Origin of the sequence: Streptomyces morookaense, from assembly GCF_013030945.1 — a bacterium.
Classification (GTDB): domain Bacteria; phylum Actinomycetota; class Actinomycetes; order Streptomycetales; family Streptomycetaceae; genus Streptomyces; species Streptomyces morookaensis.
The window spans coordinates 45,279-61,789 of sequence record NZ_JABBXF010000035.1; the positions used below are offsets into that span (position 1 = coordinate 45,279).

14 protein-coding genes, 3 tRNA genes and 1 riboswitch are annotated in these 16,511 nt (G+C 72.6%); of the genes, 4 read left to right on the forward strand and 13 right to left on the reverse strand.

What is annotated here, in order from left to right:
• Nucleotides 1-23: 23 nt before the first annotated feature.
• The 4 genes from HG542_RS35810 to HG542_RS16785 form a co-directional block, all read right to left on the reverse strand.
• Nucleotides 24-416, reverse strand: a complete 393-nt coding sequence (locus HG542_RS35810) for a winged helix-turn-helix domain-containing protein (protein ID WP_171082203.1) — start codon at nucleotides 414-416, stop codon at nucleotides 24-26.
• 294 nt (nucleotides 417-710) lie between these two features.
• Nucleotides 711-1,010 carry a hypothetical protein gene (locus tag HG542_RS16775; protein ID WP_227725278.1) on the reverse strand — a complete coding sequence of 100 codons (300 nt, stop codon included), beginning with the start codon at nucleotides 1,008-1,010 and terminating at the stop codon, nucleotides 711-713.
• Nucleotides 1,011-1,101: 91 nt separating this feature from the next.
• Nucleotides 1,102-2,751: an NRAMP family divalent metal transporter gene (locus HG542_RS16780; protein WP_171082205.1), complete on the reverse strand. Its 1,650-nt coding sequence runs from the start codon at nucleotides 2,749-2,751 to the stop codon at nucleotides 1,102-1,104.
• Between the two features lie 301 nt (nucleotides 2,752-3,052).
• Nucleotides 3,053-3,227: riboswitch (M-box (ykoK) riboswitch) on the reverse strand.
• A 135-nt stretch (nucleotides 3,228-3,362) separates the two neighbouring features.
• Nucleotides 3,363-4,295: an NADP-dependent oxidoreductase gene (locus HG542_RS16785; protein ID WP_171082341.1), complete on the reverse strand. Its 933-nt coding sequence runs from the start codon at nucleotides 4,293-4,295 to the stop codon at nucleotides 3,363-3,365.
• Between the two features lie 81 nt (nucleotides 4,296-4,376).
• On the opposite strand from HG542_RS16785, the gene HG542_RS16790 reads away from it, so the two are divergent.
• Nucleotides 4,377-5,333 (forward strand): GlxA family transcriptional regulator, encoded by a 957-nt coding sequence (locus HG542_RS16790; protein WP_171082206.1) that lies wholly within the window; start codon nucleotides 4,377-4,379, stop codon nucleotides 5,331-5,333.
• On the opposite strand, the gene HG542_RS16795 is transcribed toward HG542_RS16790, so the two are convergent.
• A complete protein-coding gene (locus tag HG542_RS16795) occupies nucleotides 5,309-6,784 on the reverse strand; it encodes a helix-turn-helix domain-containing protein (protein ID WP_171082209.1) in 1,476 nt (491 codons plus the stop codon). The two genes, HG542_RS16790 and HG542_RS16795, sit on opposite strands and share 25 nt — an antisense overlap.
• Nucleotides 6,785-7,165: 381 nt before the next feature.
• Between HG542_RS16795 and HG542_RS16800 the strand changes: the two genes are divergently transcribed.
• Nucleotides 7,166-7,516 (forward strand): hypothetical protein, encoded by a 351-nt coding sequence (locus HG542_RS16800; protein ID WP_171082211.1) that lies wholly within the window; start codon nucleotides 7,166-7,168, stop codon nucleotides 7,514-7,516.
• Nucleotides 7,517-7,631: 115 nt separating this feature from the next.
• Here HG542_RS16800 and HG542_RS16805 read toward each other — a convergent pair.
• From HG542_RS16805 to HG542_RS16815, 3 genes are all read right to left on the reverse strand, one after another.
• Nucleotides 7,632-7,705 (reverse strand) — tRNA-Ile (locus tag HG542_RS16805).
• Nucleotides 7,706-7,897: 192 nt separating this feature from the next.
• A tRNA-Asn gene (locus HG542_RS16810) sits at nucleotides 7,898-7,970 on the reverse strand.
• Between the two features lie 5 nt (nucleotides 7,971-7,975).
• Nucleotides 7,976-8,048, reverse strand: a tRNA-Asn gene (locus HG542_RS16815).
• Between the two features lie 191 nt (nucleotides 8,049-8,239).
• Here HG542_RS16815 and HG542_RS16820 point away from each other — a divergent pair.
• Both HG542_RS16820 and HG542_RS16825 read left to right on the forward strand, forming a co-directional pair.
• Nucleotides 8,240-8,533, forward strand: coding sequence for a YtxH domain-containing protein (locus tag HG542_RS16820; protein WP_171082214.1), 294 nt, complete (start codon nucleotides 8,240-8,242; stop codon nucleotides 8,531-8,533).
• 43 nt (nucleotides 8,534-8,576) lie between these two features.
• Nucleotides 8,577-9,998, forward strand: a complete 1,422-nt coding sequence (locus HG542_RS16825) for an FGGY family carbohydrate kinase (protein WP_171082216.1) — start codon at nucleotides 8,577-8,579, stop codon at nucleotides 9,996-9,998.
• A 16-nt stretch (nucleotides 9,999-10,014) separates the two neighbouring features.
• Here the strand turns inward: HG542_RS16825 and HG542_RS16830 are convergent, their stop codons facing one another.
• The 5 genes from HG542_RS16830 to HG542_RS16850 form a co-directional block, all read right to left on the reverse strand.
• Nucleotides 10,015-11,112, reverse strand: coding sequence for an RNA polymerase sigma factor (locus tag HG542_RS16830; RefSeq protein WP_171082217.1), 1,098 nt, complete (start codon nucleotides 11,110-11,112; stop codon nucleotides 10,015-10,017).
• Between the two features lie 233 nt (nucleotides 11,113-11,345).
• Complete coding sequence (dnaG, locus tag HG542_RS16835; RefSeq protein ID WP_171082219.1) at nucleotides 11,346-13,247, reverse strand: DNA primase; 1,902 nt, start codon at nucleotides 13,245-13,247, stop codon at nucleotides 11,346-11,348.
• Nucleotides 13,248-13,256: 9 nt separating this feature from the next.
• Nucleotides 13,257-13,721: a GNAT family N-acetyltransferase gene (locus HG542_RS16840; RefSeq protein WP_171082220.1), complete on the reverse strand. Its 465-nt coding sequence runs from the start codon at nucleotides 13,719-13,721 to the stop codon at nucleotides 13,257-13,259.
• Nucleotides 13,718-14,983 carry an NAD(P)/FAD-dependent oxidoreductase gene (locus HG542_RS16845; protein WP_171082222.1) on the reverse strand — a complete coding sequence of 422 codons (1,266 nt, stop codon included), beginning with the start codon at nucleotides 14,981-14,983 and terminating at the stop codon, nucleotides 13,718-13,720. Before HG542_RS16845 ends, HG542_RS16840 begins: the two co-directional genes overlap by 4 nt.
• A gap of 149 nt (nucleotides 14,984-15,132) precedes the next feature.
• On the reverse strand, nucleotides 15,133-16,470 hold the full coding sequence (locus HG542_RS16850) for a deoxyguanosinetriphosphate triphosphohydrolase (RefSeq protein WP_171082224.1): 1,338 nt from the start codon (nucleotides 16,468-16,470) through the stop codon (nucleotides 15,133-15,135).
• Nucleotides 16,471-16,511: the final 41 nt, after the last annotated feature.

The window sequence follows — 16,511 nt, forward strand, 5'->3', positions numbered from 1 at the left end:
ACCTCCTGGGCGATGGGTGGGAGTCAGTCGGCCATGGCCTTCGACGGGTCGAGCGCGTAGCCGACCTGCCGCACGGTCTTGATCAGCGCCTGGTACTCCGGCCCGAGCTTGCGGCGCAGCCGGGCGACGTGGACGTCGATGGTGCGGGCACCGCTCGAGTTGCCGGGCCCCCAGATGACGGTCAGCAGCTGGCGGCGGGTGTGCACCCGCCGGGGGTTGGCGACGAGATGGGTGAGGAGCTCGAACTCCATGAAGGTCAGGGGGAATTCCCGCTCCCCCGCGGTCGCGATGCGCGCCTCGGGGTCGACGGTCAGCCCGCCCAGCCGGTGCGGCAGCTGCGGCTTCCGCGCCTTCGGCTCGACGGCCGCGGGGCGTTCCTGACGGGTGCGGGTGATGCGGGGGTAACGCAGGGACATGTCTGCTCCTGACGGACTTGGTCGCGCCCCGTCAGGGGCGCGGGGCAGCGACATATGCGGCTCTGCTGCGTGGGCGCGGCCAGGTGCGCCCCTTACGGGGCGCTCGGTGCGGGCCCGTCAGGGCCGGTGACGGCGTGCCAGTGGGCGCGGAGCCGCCGGGGCGCGGGCGCGTAACGGGTGGGGACGACGGGCAGGACGGACATACGGTCACCTCCGCGGGGCAGCGCGACGGCATGCCGGAAAACGGCATGGCGCAGCCGGTGAGTTGGGGAAGTTGCGGGGAGAACGAGCCGCTCAGGCGGCGGCCGGAGACGCTGCGGCCTCGGCGATGCGGTGCGCGGCCGGCAACGGCAGATCGGCGAACCGGGCGAGCCAGCGGGCGTCGTGGCCCTGGCGGGCCAGGATGTAGGCGAGGTGGACGCGCGGTTCGTAGGCGGCGCGCGGGCCGTCCTCGGGGCTCGGATCGCTGCCGGGGTCGTCGAGCAGGTACGGGCGCTCGGTGCCGTCCTGCAGGGTCAGGCTGACGCGCGGGCAGTCGACGCGGGCGTGGGCCTCGGGGGCCGTGAGCTTGGAGAGGTGCTGGAGGAGGCGCATGGACGTGCCCTCCCTGTCGGGGAGACGGTCGGGTGGAAGTGGCCCCCGGGGCGGCGGAACTGGGGAGGACACGCCGCCCCGGGGACGTCTGTCAGTGGCCGAGGGCGAGCTGCACGATGCGGACGATCACCAGGATCATCGCGGCCAGCAGATACGTCCGCAGGGCGGTCAGGCCCACCTTGCGCCCGGTGGAGATGATGGGCTTGGGGAGCTCCTCCAGCGGGGGCATCCGCCAGTTCTCCTTGCCGGCGCGGTCGACGGGGGCGGCCATCGCCCACCCCTTCTTGCGGCGCCGGGTCTCCGCGTAGCCGAGGGCCAGCAGGCCGGCGACGCCGCAGACGGCCATGATGTCGAGGATCGCGCCGGTGGTGATGTCGGGGAAGAGCACCGCGGCGGTGAGGATGATCGACAGGCAGACCAGGACGGCGACGACGAGCGAGGTGAACATGTTCGTCCAGCGGCCGTTGACCCACGGGCCGAGGACGGCCTTGTCGTTGCAGAGCAGGAGCAGGAAGACCGAGGCGGAGGGCAGCAGCACGCCGGCCAGGGTCTGCACGCCCTCGGTGATCAGGCCGAGCGGCGAGCCGGGGACGATGACGATGACCGCGGCGAGCAGCACCACGCCCGCGAAGATCGCGTAGAAGGCCTTGGCGCCGCCGATGCCCCGGTGCAGGGAGTGCTTGAGGCCGAGGACGTCGCCGAGCGCGTAGGCGGTGGAGAGCGAGACGGCGGAGGCGCCGATGATCGAGGCGTCGAGCAGGGCGATGGCGAACAGCACGCCGGCGACCCGGCCCGCGTTGGCCTCCAGGCCGTGGGCGATGCCGATGGCGTCGTCGAAGTTGCCGAACTCCTTGGTGCCCGTGAAGGCGGCGGCGGTGAAGCCCATGATGGCGGCGGCGCCGATGACGACGACCACGATGCCGAGCCACAGGTCGGCCTTCTCGTACTTCATGAAGCGCGGGGTGATGCGCTTGTCGATGACGTAGGACTGCTGGAAGAACAGCTGCCAGGGCGCCACGGTGGTGCCGACGATGCCGATGATCAGCAGCATGACGTCGGAGAGCTTGGAGTCCTTGGGCATGCCGGGGACGACGAAGTCGTGCGCCATGGTGCCGGTGCTCGGGTGGATCATGAAGTAGATCGGGACGAGCAGCAGCGAGCCGAGGCACAGTGCGATGGCGGTGCGCTCGAAGCGCCGGAAGGACCCGGTGGAGGCGGCCAGGATGACCACGGCCGCGGCGACCAGCACGCTCGCCGTCTTGGGCAGTCCGAGGTAGCCGACGGCGAGGGCGACACCGATGAACTCGGTGACGATCGTCAGGGCGTTGAGCAGGAAGAGGTCGATGACGGAGAACGCGCCCCAGAACTTGCCGAACCGCTCCAGGATCAGCCGCGCGTGGCCGACGCCGGTGACGGCGCCGAGGCGCAGCACCATCTCCTGGTTGACGTAGAGGACGGGGACGAGCAGCAGCAGCGTCCACAGCAGCCGGGTGCCGTAGTTCTGGCCGGCCTGGCCGTACGTGGCGAAGGCGCCTGCGTCGTTGTCGCCCACCATCACGATCAGGCCGGGGCCGACGATCGCGAGCAGGGTCTTGAGCTTGGCGGAAAGCCCCTTGCGGGGAGCCGTGTCGTCGAGCTTGATGGTGCCGAGTGCACCGCGGATGTCTCCGACGTGTGCGTCGTCGAGCACAGCGGCGCGGGGCGCCGGTGCCGGCGAGGGGTTGATCATCGTGTCGGTCATGACGGGCCTCCCTTGCCCCCGATGGGGGAGGTAGCGGGGCACGCAGCAGCTATCCCCCCTGCGAGCGCGCAGCACGGCGGCCCGGCACGGCAGTTGGCCGCACGGGTGCAGGGCAAGGCGCAATGGAGCGCGCAGGGAAGGTGGTTACCGCGTACCGGAGGTCAGCGAGGACGTGCGGATACGGGGCCGACTGTGGCCCGGACTACTGCAACTGCTGCCATCCATGTCTCTCGCCTCCTCCCGGCCGGGGCGCACGCGGGCGCCGGACGACACGGCAAGGAGCGGACCGGTCCTCATGACCGGTTCACCCCAACTCGTCAGAGCTTTGGCACTCCACGGCGTATTCCCCTTCAGCGGGGCAGCCACTTGGGGTCACCCCTTAGGCCGGGGAGACCTGTCCTGACCCTGGGCGTCTCTCGACGTCGTGGGGTCAGTGGCCTGTGTCCGTGAAGACGCCTCACCGAACGAGGTGCCTGATGCTTTCGAACGCTCAGCAGCATAGCCCCTTACTTGCGCATGAACGCAACTACTTGACACAAGCTTGACCCTCTGCCCAAGAATGCGGGCCGCTCCCCGGGGGAAAGAACGGCCCGCACGACCCGTGCCTCCGCCTACGGGAGGGTGAGCACGACCTTGCCGGTGACGCGGCCCGTGTCACCCAACTCATGGCCCTTGGCGGCCTGTTCGAGCGGGAACGCGGCCTCCACGACGGCCCGGAGCCGGCCCGCGGCGACCAGGTCCGCGATGGCGCGCATGCCTCCCTGGTCGGCCTCGACGAGCAGCGGCCGGGCGCGGACGCCGAGGGCGGCGGCCTGCTCGGCGAAGTCCCCGGGGAGGTCGGTGAAGGCGATGGACAGCAATTGGCCGCCGGGCTTCAGAACCTTGAGCGAGCGGACGGCCGTCTCGCCGCCGAGCGCGTCGAGGACCACGTCGACCGGCTCGATCGCGGTGAAGTCCGCGGTGCGGTAGTCGACCAGTTCGTCGGCGCCGAGCTCGCGCAGGAGCGCGTGCTTGGGCGCGCTGGCCGTGCCGATCACGTATGCGCCGCGCTCCTTGGCGATCTGCACGGCGAGGTGCCCGACCCCGCCCGCCGCGGCGTGGATCAGCACCCGCTGCCCCGGCTGCACGTCCGCCGCGTCCACCAGGACCTGCCAGGCGGTCAGGGCGGCGAGCGGGATCGCGCCCGCCTGGACGTGGTCGACGTTCGCCGGCTTGCGCACCAGCGCGCGGGCCGGGGCGACCACGTACTCGGCGAAGGAGCCCACCCCGTGCGGATAGGGCAGCATGCCGAACACCTCGTCGCCCGGCTCGTGCAGCGTGACGCCCAGGCCCGCTTCCTCGACGACGCCGGAGACGTCCCAGCCGAGCACCAGCGGGAGGCGGTCGAGGAACCCGGGGCGCTGCCGGTGCTTCCAGTCGGTCGGGTTCATGCCCGCCGCGCGGACGCGGACGAGAACTTCGGAGGGGCCGGGTACGGGACGCTCGACGACGGTCTCGCGCACGGCCTCCGGGCCGCCGTAGATGTTCTGGCTCATTGCTTTCATGGTGGTCATGTTCTCCAGGGTGCGGTCCGCTCCACCTGCGAGGACAGTGGCCCAAAGGTCAGGATGTGCAAGGATCGGGCCATGCATCGTGTTGTCGTACTGGCCCTCGACGGGGTCATTCCGTTCGAGCTGAGCCTCGCGTCCCGGCTGTTCGGCACGGCCACCGGGCCGGACGGGCAGCGGCTCTACGAGGTGGTCACCTGCTCCGTGGACGGCCGGCCGGTCCGCACCGCGGCGGACTTCACCATCGCCGTCGGGCACGACGCGTCGGCGCTGGCGGAGGCGGACACCGTGGTGATCCCCGCCTCGGAGGAGTTCGTCGGCGTCACCGGCCCGGACGCGCTGCCGGCGCGCACCGCGGCGGCCCTGGCGACGATCGGGCCGGACACCCGGATCGTGGGGATCTGCGTCGCCACCTTCGTGCTGGCCGCGGCGGGCCTCCTCGACGGCTGCCCCGCGGCCACGCACTGGCACTACACGGCCCGCTTCCGGCAGCTGTACCCGCAGGTGCAGCTCGAACCCGACGTGCTCTTCGCGGACGCGGGCCGGGTGCTGACCTCGGCCGGCGCCGCCTCCGGCATCGACCTGATCCTGCACGTCATCCGGCGCGACCACGGCAGCGGCGTCGCCAACCAGGTGGCCCGGCGCTGCGTCGTGCCGCCGCAGCGCGAGGGAGGGCAGGCGCAGTACGTGGAACGGCCCGTGCCGCCGAGCCCGGACGCCGGGACGTCCGCGACCCGCGCGTGGGCCCTCGGCCGGCTGCACGAGCCGCTCGGCCTGGACGACCTGGCCCGGCACGCGGGCATGAGCCGCCGCACGTTCACCCGGCGCTTCCGGGCCGAGGTGGGCCAGAGCCCCGGGCAGTGGATCGTCCAGCAGCGCGTCGACCTGGCGCGGCACCTGCTGGAGAGCAGCGACCTGCCGATGACCCGGATCGCGGAGCGCGCGGGGTTCGGCACGGATGCGTCCTTGCGGCAGCACTTGCGGACGGCGCTGGGGGTTTCGCCGGGTGCCTACCGGCGGACTTTCCGGGAGTGAGGGGGCGCCGTAAGGGGCGGACCCCCGTCGAGTTCCATGGACCGGTGGGCCAGCCACAGGTCGTGCTGTGCGCTCGGCTTCTGGAGCAAGGATCTTTCGAAGGCCGCCTCGAGCCTCACCAGCCGCTTCCGGGCCCCCGGCACGGAGATGCCCAGGGCGGCAGCAGTCGCCCTGAGCTGTCCGTCGTGCTCCAGCCAGACGCGAAGTGTCTCCGACGCGCCGGCCGGTGCGGCAGCCGAGGTCACAGGGCGCAGGAAGTGCCCTGCCCACTGCCTGACGGAAGGCCGGGCGAGGACTCCGTCGAGTGTCCGAGGCGCGTGCGCCGCGGCTTCCTGATGAGCCGGGGCGAGGCGCAGGGCCAGGGACAGTGCCGCCTGACCTGGCAGCGCCCCGAGGTCCAGGTCCAGCAACTCCTCTATGCGACGCAGCCGCATGGCCACGGTGTTCCGGTGAACCCTCAGGTATCGCGCGGCCCCCGATCCGAAGTTCAGCCACGACTGCGCGGTGACCGCCAGTTCGCGGCTGTCCGGGTCCTGCGGCCGTCCGGGCGCGTACGCACGCAGGGGGGCCAGCAGGGTCTCGGCCCAGACGGCACCGTCCGCGTGGGCGACCAGGGCGAGCTCCTGGCCGGTCCCGAAACGGGCGTACCGGTCCGCGCGTCCCCGGGCCACGGCGAGGGCGTGGACCGCCTGCGCGTACCCTGCGGCCGTTTCCCTGAGGGGCATCTCCTCGCTGACGCCGACGAAGCAGCCGGGCCCCGGCGGCATGACGACGGGAGGCAGCGGTCCGGTGTGCCCACCGGTGGAGGCCGGAACGGGTGGCGTCAGCACGATCACGTGCCTGGAGTAGACCGGGCACGGGACGATCCACGCCCGCCTGCCGAGGGTTCCGGCGCACAGCCTGGCGGCCTCGTCGGCACGCAGGCCGGCCGGGTACTCGACCACGCACACATGGACCGGGTCCGGCAGTGACGGGCGCAGCACCGACGCTATCTGGTGCGCGGCCGGCACCTGGCCGGCCGACAGCAGATGCAGGACCGCTTCCCGCACCCGGGCGTCGGCGAGTTCCACCCGGCGGCGTTCGCGTGCGGCTTCGTCCGCCTTCCAGCAGAGCGACAGGGGCACCACCGCATCGGCGAGCAGAGTGGACAGCCCGGCGTCGTGGCGGTCCCCGATCGCGACGAGGGCCGGACCGTCCGAGGCCGACGGCGCTCCCAGCGCGTAGACCAGCGCGATGCTCCCTCCACCGTCCAGGACGACCGACCGCACTCCACGGGACGTCAGTTCCGCGGCGCCGAGCACCGCCAACTCGGCGGCCGTGCTGGTGAAGTGCCGTCGGCAGGCGGTCAGTACGGACCCGGCGGCGTCGACGACGGCCGTCCAGGTGCCGCTGCGGACCGACAGCCAGTGCAGCAGCGCCTCGGTCCCGCCGGTGTACGCGAGGCGGTGCATCTTCAGAACGTCGTCGGTCCTGCACCCGCGGAGAGTGCGCCGCGGCTCGCTCAACAACCCGTTCAGAGTGGGCCGTTCCCCTTCTCACGGCTGACGGGCGGAGCCGCCCGTGCACGTGCGCCTGGACAGAAGGCCGAGGGTATATCCGGTATATGACGAACTGGAGCCGGTGTTCAACCGACCACTGTGCAGCCTGTTACCCGTGAGCCCTTCCGACAGGGCAGAACGAACCCTTACACGGCACTTCCGCAGACCTACTGTTGAGCCCGCCGGTCCAGGGGGGACCGGAGCGGGACCGCCCTCCACCGGGCCACGCCCAGGAGGGCAGCGAAAGGATCTGCGTTGTTCAAGCGTTTGACCACCACGACAACCCTCGCCTCCATGGCCACTGTTCTGGCCCTGTCGGCGGCACCGGCGTACGCGAGCCCGTCCCGGGCGGAGGTCCCCATGGGAGGCGGGGCCCCGACCTGGTGCAACAACCTCACGATCAACGGACAGAGAGCCAACTGGGAGCTGCACTACGACCAGGTGGACCACTCGTTCAAGGTCTGGGCGAGCGGCATCCACCGGTACGTCTACTGCAAGGACCCGGCGTACAACGACTACACCTGCCTCGCGTCGGTCGAAGGCATGGTCTTCACCCTCCTGGGCGCCGGAGGAGCGGCGCGGGCCGTCATATCCCTCGCAGGCTCGGGCGCACTGGGCGCCGTGGCGATCTGGGACGCCTGCTGACACTCCTGGACATGCCCGGCAGAATCCCGGACGACGGGGTCCTGTCGGGCTTCGCGGCGTGCTCCCGAGCTGGGACGCCCGCAGGTCAGAACGTTTCTGCACGGCTGCCGCGAAGTGGGGCGGGTGGGACTCGAACCCACGGCCGACGGATTATGAGTCCGCTGCTCTAACCGGCTGAGCTACCGCCCCGTTCACGGCGCGTCGCGCACATCTGTGCGCGCCGTCTGCCGCAGCATAGCCGTTCATACGATCTGCTGCCCCGGCGGGGCCGCATCGTGTGACCAGCCTGACCTTGAGGACTTCGGCCACGCCGGAACGGTTCCCGCAGGGCGGGAACCGGGACATGAAAAAAGGGCCCCCTCGGGGACCCTCGTTCCACAGCTCCCCCGACTGGACTCGAACCAGTAACCTGCCGATTAACAGTCGGCTGCTCTGCCAATTGAGCTACAGGGGACCGCGCTCCCCCGACTGGACTCGAACCAGTAACCTGCCGGTTAACAGCCGGCTGCTCTGCCAATTGAGCTACAGGGGATTGTGGCGTTTGCTTCGAATGCACCTTCGTCCGGACGTCCGGGCGGCGTGCGCTCGCTGCGGGACATACATTAGCGCAAGCAGGGGGGTGCTCCGCCAATCGGTACCCCCGGAGTGACCTCGGTCCCTGCCGGGTAGGCGAGGGCGAAGGCTGCGAGAGGCACAGCGGATCCAACGGAAGGACGGTGCGCGATGCGCTACCGGGTGACGTTCTTCGCCGGGCTGGCCGTCGGCTACGTGCTCGGTGCACGGGCCGGCCGGGAGCGCTACGAGGAGCTGCGCAAGGGCGCGCAGCGCATCGCGCAGAACCCGGCGGTCCGCAACACCGCCGAATCGGCCGCGCAGAACGGCCGGGCCATGGCCTCGCGCGCGTTCGAACGGATCGGCAGCAGCATGCCGGGGACCGGATCCCTGTCCGACCGGATCCGGTCGCTCCGCGAGCAGCGCGGGTCCGACGAGGACGACTGGGGCACCAGCAACACCTGACCTGTGGCGCGACGGACGCCCGGGATTTGGCATCATCCTTGACATGGGGATAGTCGCCGGGCTGGACAGTTCTGCCCAGAGCACACAGATCGTCGTCTGCGACACCGACACCGGTGCCGTGCTCAGGCAGGGGTATGCCCCGCATCCGGCGACGGCCGAGGGCGATCCCCAGGCCTGGCTGATGTCGCTGGGCGACGCCGCGGCCGGGGGCGTGCTGGAGGGCGTGCAGGCCATCGGCGTCTCCGCGCAGCAGAACGGTCTGCTCGTGCTGGACGCCGGCGGGGTGCTGGTCCGTCCCGCCCTGCTGGGCAACGACAAGCGCATGCAGTCCTGTGCGACCGAGCTGACCGATGCGCTGGGCGGCAAGGCCGCCTGGGCGCAGGCGGTCGGGTCGGTGCCGCAGGCCGGGCAGGCCCTGGCGAAGCTGCGCTGGCTGGCCCGCAACGAGCCGGAGTCGGCCGCCCGCGCCGCCGCCCTCCTGCAGCCGCACGACTGGCTGGTCTGGCAGCTGCTGGGCAGGCCCCTGCGCCGGACGACGGACCGCGGGGACGCGTCCGGCACCGGTTTCTGGTCGGCCGCGACGGGCGAATGGCGGCCGGATCTCGTGGAGCTGGCGCTGGGCCGGCAGGCCGCGCTGCCCGATGTGCTCGGTCCGGCCGAGCCGGCCGGGCACACCCCCGAGGGGCTGCTGATCTCGGCGGGCACCGGCGAGACGATGGCCGCCGCCTTCGGGCTGGGCGTCGGGCCCGGCGATGCGGTGATCTCCCTGGGCGCCTCCGGGTCGGTCTTCTCCGTGCACCACTCGGCGCTGGAGGACCCGTCCGGCACGATCATCTCGTTCGCCGACGCGACCGGCATGCACCTGCCCGTCGTCCACACGCTCAACGCCGTGCGGGTGCTGCGCGGCACCGCGGAGATGCTCGGCACGGACCTGCCGGGCCTGTCCGCGCTGGCGCTGCAGTCCTCGCCGGGCTCGTACGGGCTCGTCCTGCTGCCCTATCTGGAGGGCGAGCGCACCCCGCAGCTGCCGAACGCCTCGGGCACGCTGACCGGCCTGCGGCGCGAGAGCATGAAGCCGGAGCACCTGGCGCGGGCCGCCTTCGAGGGCATGCTGTGCGGGCTGACGGACGCGCTCGACGTGCTGCGGTCGCGCGGCGTCGAGGTGCGCCGCGTCTTCCTGCTGGGCGCGGCCGCCGAGCTGCCCGCCGTGCAGGCGATCGCGCCGTCGCTGTTCGGCGCACAGGTCGTCGTCCCGCAGCCGATGGACTACGCGGCGCTGGGCGCGGCGCGGCAGGCCGCCTGGTCGCTGGGCGTCCAGCACGGCACCCTGGCGCCGCACACGCCGCCGCAGTGGCCTTCCGTGACGGGCCAGGTCTTCGATCCCGGCGAGGACCTGGCGGCGGGGCAGGCGGTGCGGCAGCAGTACACGGCGGTGCGCGAGCAGACGCACCCGGGGGCGTTCTGAAAGACCTGCGCGGGCCTCAGTCCAGGTAGCCCCGCAGCTGGTCCGCGAAGGCGTGGTCCCGCAGCTTGTTGAGCGTCTTCGACTCGATCTGGCGGATGCGCTCGCGCGTGACGCCGAAGATCCGGCCGATCTCCTCCAGGGTCCGCGGGCGGCCGTCGGCGAGCCCGTAGCGCAGCTGGACGACCTTGCGTTCGCGCTCCCCGAGCGTGGAGAGCACGGCCTCCAGGTGCTCGCGCAGCAGCAGGAAGGCGGCCGACTCCACGGGCGAGGCGGCGTCGCCGTCCTCGATGAGGTCGCCGAGCGCGACGTCGTCCTCCTCGCCGACCGGCGCGTGCAGCGACACCGGTTCCTGGGCGAGGCGCAGGACTTCGCTGACCCGCTCCTCCGAGAGATCGAGCTGGGCGGCGACCTCCTCGGCGGTGGGTTCGTAGCCGCGCTCCTGGAGCATGCGGCGCTGCACCCGCACCACGCGATTGATCAACTCGACGACGTGCACGGGGACCCGGATCGTGCGGGCCTGGTCGGCGAGGGCGCGGGACATGGCCTGGCGGATCCACCAGGTCGCGTACGTCGAGAACTTGTAGCCACGGGCGTAGTCGAATTTCTCGACTGCCCTGATCAGCCCCAGGTTTCCCTCCTGTACGAGGTCGAGCATGGTGAGGCCGCGGCCGATGTAGCGCTTGGCGACGGAGACGACGAGCCGCAGATTGGCCTCGATCAGCCGGCGTTTGGCCATCCTGCCGAGGACGACGAGCTGATCGAGGTCGAGGGCGAGGCGGGTGTCGAGGTCCGGGGTGCACAGGAGCTTCTCCTCGGCGAACAGCCCGGCCTCGACGCGGCGGGCCAGTTCCACCTCCTCGACCGCCGTGAGCAGGGGAATCCTGCCGATCTCGCGCAGGTACTGGCGGAAGAGGTCGGACGAGGGGCCGCCGGTGTCGGCCCGCACCGGTTCCGGGGGTGCGTCCTCGGCGAAGGTCTCGGTCACGGGCGGTCCGTCCTGCCGCGGCACGGTCGGTGCCGGGGCGGCCGGGGCCGGGGGGAGGGTCGGGGTCCGGGTCTGCACGGGGGCGACCTCCAGGGTGATCGCTGCTATGGCGGCAGAACGGGGCGGCACGGATCAGGGCGCGGCGGCGGCCGAGCCGTCGCCCTTGCGGGGGATCGAGAGCGGCTTCGCGAAAGGGGCCGAGGCCAGTCGGCCGCTGCGCCTGCCGCGCTCCGAGGACTCAGGCACCGCCCAATAGTGTGGAGCACGACACACGCCCGCCACGAGGGGCGTGCGTCCACTTTCTGGGCCCGGACCGTGACCGGCCGGTTACAGGCGGCACTTGCCCGGCACCCGCCCGAGGCTCACAGCGCGGCGGCGCCGCGGTCCTTGAGGGATTTGCCGTACTGCTGAAGGACCCACAACTCGTTCTGCACGGCGGCCAGTTGAGCCGGGTCGGCCTGGGCGCCGAGGCGGATCATGCCCGCCTGGACCTCCTCGATGCGGCGCTCGACGGCCCGCAGCCGGACGTGCACCAGCTGGGTGCCCGCGTAGACCGCGTCCACCGTGCGGGCGTGGACGGCCTCGACGGCCAGCTCCGTGACCAGGGCGCGGACGGTGTCGTCGGGCGCGGCCTCGCGGACCTTGGCCAGATAGCCGGCGTCGGCCTGGGTGACGCCGCCCGCCTCCTCGATGGCCCGGCGCACGGCGGCGTAGGGCGGGGCGGTGAACTCGTCCTCCATGTAGGCGTCGAAGGCCGGGGCGACGAGCTCGGGGTGCTGGAGGGCCAGCTTGAGCAGCTCCCGCTCGGTGCGGTGGGCGGGGCTGCGCAGGTTCAGGGCGGGGCCGCGGACGGCCGGCTGCTGGGGTGCGGGCGCGGCGGGCGGCGCGCCGCGGTGCTGTGCGCGCCCCTGGTCGGGGCGCTGACCGCGCTCGCGGGCCCAGCGGGCGAGCTGGCCGACGCGGCGGACGACGAACTGCGTGTCCAGGATGCCGAGCATGCCGGCGAGCTGGACGGCGTACTCGTGCTGGATGGCGCTGTTCTTGATGTTCGCGACGATCGGCGCGGCCGCCTCCAGGGCGGCGGCGCGGCCCTCGGCGGTGTCGAGGTTGTGCCGGGCGACGACCTGGCGGATGGCGAAGGCGAACAGCGGGGTGCGGGACTCCACCAGGGACTGCACGGCCGCATCGCCCTCGGCCAGGCGCAGTTCGCAGGGGTCCATGCCGCCGGGGGTGATGGCGATGGAGGTCTCGGCGGCGAACTTCTGGTCGTCCTCGAAGGCGCGCAGGGCGGCCTTCTGGCCGGCGGCGTCGCCGTCGAAGGTGAAGACGACCTCGGAGCCGGAGTTGTCCATCAGCAGCCGGCGCAGGATCTTGATGTGGTCGCCGGCGAAGGCGGTGCCGCAGGTGGCGATGGCCGTGGTGACGCCGGCCAGGTGACAGGCCATGACGTCCGTGTAGCCCTCGACGACCACGGCGCGGTTGCTCTTGGCGATGTCCTTCTTGGCGAGGTCGATGCCGTAGAGGACGTGGGACTTCTTGTAGATCGGCGTCTCGGGGGTGTTGAGGTACTTCGGCCCGTTGTCGTCGTCGCGGAGCTTGCGGGCGCCGAAGCCGATGACCTCGCCGGTGATGTCGCGGATGGGCCACATCAGGCGGCCGCGGAAGCGGTCGATGGGGCGGCCGCCGCGGCTCTCCTGGGCGAGGCCGGAGACGATCAGCTCCTTGTCGGTGAAGCCCTTGCCGCGCAGGAAGCGGGTGAGGTGGTCCCAGCCGGCCGGGCTGTAGCCGACGCCGAAGTGCTGCGCGGCCTCCTGGTCGAAGCCGCGGCCGGCCAGGAAGCGGCGGCCGATCTCGGCCTCGGGGCTGCCGAGCTGGTCGACGTAGAACTGCGCCGCGGCCTTGTGCGCCTCGACCAGGCGGATGCGCTCGCCCTGCTGGCGGCCCGGGGTGTAGCCGCCCTCCTCGTACCGCAGGGTGATGCCGGCCTGGGCGGCGAGGCGCTCGATGGTCTCGGCGAAGGAGAGATGGTCGATCTTCATGACGAAGTCGACGGTGTCCCCGCCCTCCTGGCAGCCGAAGCAGTAGAACAGCCCCTTGGCGGGGCTGACCTGGAAGGACGGGGACTTCTCGTCGTGGAACGGGCAGAGGCCCTTGAGATTGCCGCCGCCCGCGTTGCGCAGCTGGAGGTACTCGGACACGACGGCGTCGATCGGGACCGCGTCCCGGACCGCCCTCACGTCGTCATCGTTGATCCTGCCTGCCACGCCTGAATTCTACGGCCGGGCGCCGACACCCCCGACCTTGATCAGGAAGACGAAGTGCGGGCCCACGCCCTCGACCATGAACTCCTCGCCCTGCACGGTGAAGCCGTGGTGCTCGTAGAAGCCGCGCGCCCCCGTGCGGCCGTTGCACCACACCAGCCCGGCGCCGCGGGCCGCGGCCTCGGCCAGGCCGGCCTCCAGCACGGCGACGCCGTACCCCCGGCCGCGGACGGCCGGGGCGCTGGCCATGCCGCGGAAGCGGTACGCCGCCTCGCCGGTGTCCGGCAGCGGCTCGGGGACGAATGTCACGCACGCCTGCACCTCCCCCTCCTCGTCGTACGCGGCGACGTGGAAGGCCTCCGGCCGGCCGTCCTCCGGGAAGACGGCCGACTCCGGGGGCAGGCCGGGGCGCAGCACGGCGTGCCGCAGGGCGAAGATCTCCGCGACGGGCACGAGCGCGGTGCGGATCCGGCTCATGCGGTGGGCACCGCCGCGAGCGGGACGGAGGGGTCGGCGAGGGCCTCGGGCGAGAGGCGGTCCCCGGAGCGGATGAGGCGCTGGATGTCCTCCGTGACGTCCCACACGTTGACGTTCATCCCGGCCAGCACCCGGCCCTCGCGCAGCCAGAAGGCGATGAACTCGCGCTTTCCGGCGTCCCCGCGGATGACCACCTGGTCGTACGAGCCGGGGGGCGCGTAGCCGGAGTACTCCAGGCCCACGTCGTACTGGTCGGAGAAGAAGTACGGGACGCGGTCGTAGGAGACCTCCTGGCCGAGCATGGCGCGGGCGGCGGCGGGGCCGCCGTTGAGGGCGTTGGCCCAGTGCTCGACGCGCAGGCGGGTGTGCAGCCAGGGGTGTTCGGCGGCGGCCACGTCGCCCGCGGCGTGGATGTCGGGGTCGGAGGTGCGCAGCGAGGCGTCGACGGCGATGCCGCCGCCGTCGGCGCGGTCGACGAGGGCGAGGCCGGCGGCCTCGGCGAGGGCGGTGCGGGGGGCGGCGCCGATCGCGGCGAGGACGGCGTGGGCGGGGTGCTCCTCGCCGTCGTCGGTGCGGGCGGCCAGGACCATGCCGTCCTGGCCGGTGATCTCGGTGAGCCGGGCGCCGAAGTGGAAGCGGACGCCCTTCTCGGCGTGCAGGTCGGTGAAGAGCTGGCCGAGCTCGGGGCCGAGGACCCGGTGCAGCGGGGTGGGGTCGGGCTCGACGATCGTCACCTCGGCGCCGTAGCCGCGGGCCGCGGCGGCGACCTCCAGGCCGATCCAGCCGGCTCCGGCGATGACGAGGTGGCCGTTGTCGCGCCCGAGGGAGGCGAGGACGCCGCGCAGCCGCTCGGCGTGCGCGAGGCGGCGCAGGTGGTGCACGCCGGCCAGCCCGGTGCCGGGGATGTCCAGGCGGCGCGGCTCGGCGCCGGTGGCCAGCAGCAGCTTGTCGTAGGCGACGACCGTGCCGTCGCCGAGGCGGACCGTCTTCGCCGCGCGGTCGAGGGCGACGGCGGGCTGGCCGAGGTGGAGCTCGATGTCGGCCTGGGCGTACCAGGCCGGTTCGTGGACGAAGACGGCCTCCCGGTCGGTCTTTCCGGTGAGGTACCCCTTGGAGAGCGGAGGCCGCTCGTAGGGGTGGTCGCGTTCGTCGCAGATGAGGATCACCCGGCCGGTGAAACCCTCCGACCGGAGGGTCTCCGCCGCCTTGGCACCGGCCAGGCCTCCTCCCACGATGACGAACGTCTGGTCTGCGTCCACCACTTGCTGCCTCCTCGCTGCCGCGCAGTGCGTCTGCGTACCGCCCCCATGGGTGTTCCGGCCGGGGGTCCGGCCCGGGCACAGCCCCTATTGGACGCTGTGGCCCCGGGAAAGCACAGCCCCGCCGGGTCAGTACCCGCAAGGGCCCCGGTTTATCGTGACCTTGCCCCCGTGAGCCTGGCGTGAAGAGTGCGCGCCGAGGCATCGGTGAGGGCGGCGATCTGGTCGACGACCGCGCGGAGTCGCCCCGCGTCGTCGGCGGCGGCGTCGAAGAGGCTGCGGAACTGCGGGTCGAGGCCGTCGGGCGCGCGGGCGACCAGGGCCTCGGCGAGCTCGGCGAGGACGACGCGCTGCTCGGCCCGGAGCTTCTCCTGGTCCTCGCGCTGTATGACGTAGCGGTCGGCGACGGCCTTGAGGACGGCGCACTCCAGCCGCGTGCCGCGGGGGACGACGAGCTCGGCCCGGTACCGCCCGAGCCGGCCCGGGCCCCACGCGGCGCGGGTGGCGGTCTCGGCGGCCAGGCAGAAGCGGCCGATGAGCTGGCTGGTGGCGTCCTTGAGCCGGGCCTGGGCGACGGCGCTGCCGTCGTAGCCGTGCGGCCACCACTCCTGGGCCAGCAGCCGGTCGAGCGCCTCGGCCAGCTCGTCCGGACCGGCGCCGGGGGCATAGCGGCGGGCGGCGACGGCGAACACCTCGCGGCGCTCGGGGCCGGAGTGCAGGACGCCGGGGTCGAGGTGGCCGGCGTGCAGGCCGTCCTCCACGTCGTGCACGGAGTAGGCGACGTCGTCGGCCCAGTCCATGACCTGGGCCTCGAAGCTGCGGAGGTGGGCGGGGGCGCCCTGCCGGAACCAGGTGAAGACCGGCAGGTCGTCCGCGTAGACCCCGAACTTGCGCGAGGCGGGGTCGGTGGGGTGGCCGCCGCGCGGCCAGGGGTACTTGGTGGCGGCGTCGAGCGCGGCGCGGGTGAGGTTGAGGCCGACGCTGACCGGCCGGCCGTCACCCGTCGGCGGGCCGGGCACGAAGCGCTTCGGCTCCAGCCGGGTGAGCAGGCGCAGCGACTGGGCGTTGCCCTCGAACCCGCCGCAGGACCGGGCCACTTCGTCGAGCGCCTGCTCGCCGTTGTGGCCGAACGGGGGGTGGCCCAGATCGTGCGCGAGGCAGGCGGCCTCGACCAGGTCGGGGTCGCAGCCGAGGGCCGCGCCCAGCTCCCGGCCGACCTGCGCGCACTCCAGCGAGTGCGTCAGGCGCGTGCGCGGTGTGGCGTCCCAGGCCTGGGCGTTGGCGCCCGGGGCGACGACCTGCGTCTTGCCGGCGAGGCGGCGCAGCGCAGCGGAGTGCAGCACGCGCGCCCGGTCGCGCTGGAAGGCCGTCCGCCCGGGCCGCTTGTCGGGCTCGGGCGCCCAGCGCTCCACGTCCGGCACGTCGTACCCGGCGATGCCGGGGGTTTCGCTGCCTGCGCCGTCACTCCGTGCTGTGCCTGTGCCGTTCATACCCCCGACGGTAGCCGCCGGGTGTGACAGACGGCAGCGGG

Bases quoted from the DNA above. Each gene is read 5' to 3' on its own strand.
- HG542_RS35810 (WP_171082203.1), bottom strand. From the start codon at position 416: ATGTCCCTGCGTTACCCCCGCATCACCCGCACCCGTCAGGAACGCCCC.
- HG542_RS16775 (WP_227725278.1), bottom strand. From the start codon at position 1,010: ATGCGCCTCCTCCAGCACCTCTCCAAGCTCACGGCCCCCGAGGCCCAC.
- HG542_RS16780 (WP_171082205.1), bottom strand. From the start codon at position 2,751: ATGACCGACACGATGATCAACCCCTCGCCGGCACCGGCGCCCCGCGCC.
- HG542_RS16785 (WP_171082341.1), bottom strand. From the start codon at position 4,295: ATGAAAGCAATGAGCCAGAACATCTACGGCGGCCCGGAGGCCGTGCGC.
- HG542_RS16790 (WP_171082206.1), top strand. From the start codon at position 4,377: ATGCATCGTGTTGTCGTACTGGCCCTCGACGGGGTCATTCCGTTCGAG.
- HG542_RS16795 (WP_171082209.1), bottom strand. From the start codon at position 6,784: ATGCACCGCCTCGCGTACACCGGCGGGACCGAGGCGCTGCTGCACTGG.
- HG542_RS16800 (WP_171082211.1), top strand. From the start codon at position 7,166: ATGGCCACTGTTCTGGCCCTGTCGGCGGCACCGGCGTACGCGAGCCCG.
- HG542_RS16820 (WP_171082214.1), top strand. From the start codon at position 8,240: ATGCGCTACCGGGTGACGTTCTTCGCCGGGCTGGCCGTCGGCTACGTG.
- HG542_RS16825 (WP_171082216.1), top strand. From the start codon at position 8,577: ATGGGGATAGTCGCCGGGCTGGACAGTTCTGCCCAGAGCACACAGATC.
- HG542_RS16840 (WP_171082220.1), bottom strand. From the start codon at position 13,721: ATGAGCCGGATCCGCACCGCGCTCGTGCCCGTCGCGGAGATCTTCGCC.
- HG542_RS16850 (WP_171082224.1), bottom strand. From the start codon at position 16,470: ATGAACGGCACAGGCACAGCACGGAGTGACGGCGCAGGCAGCGAAACC.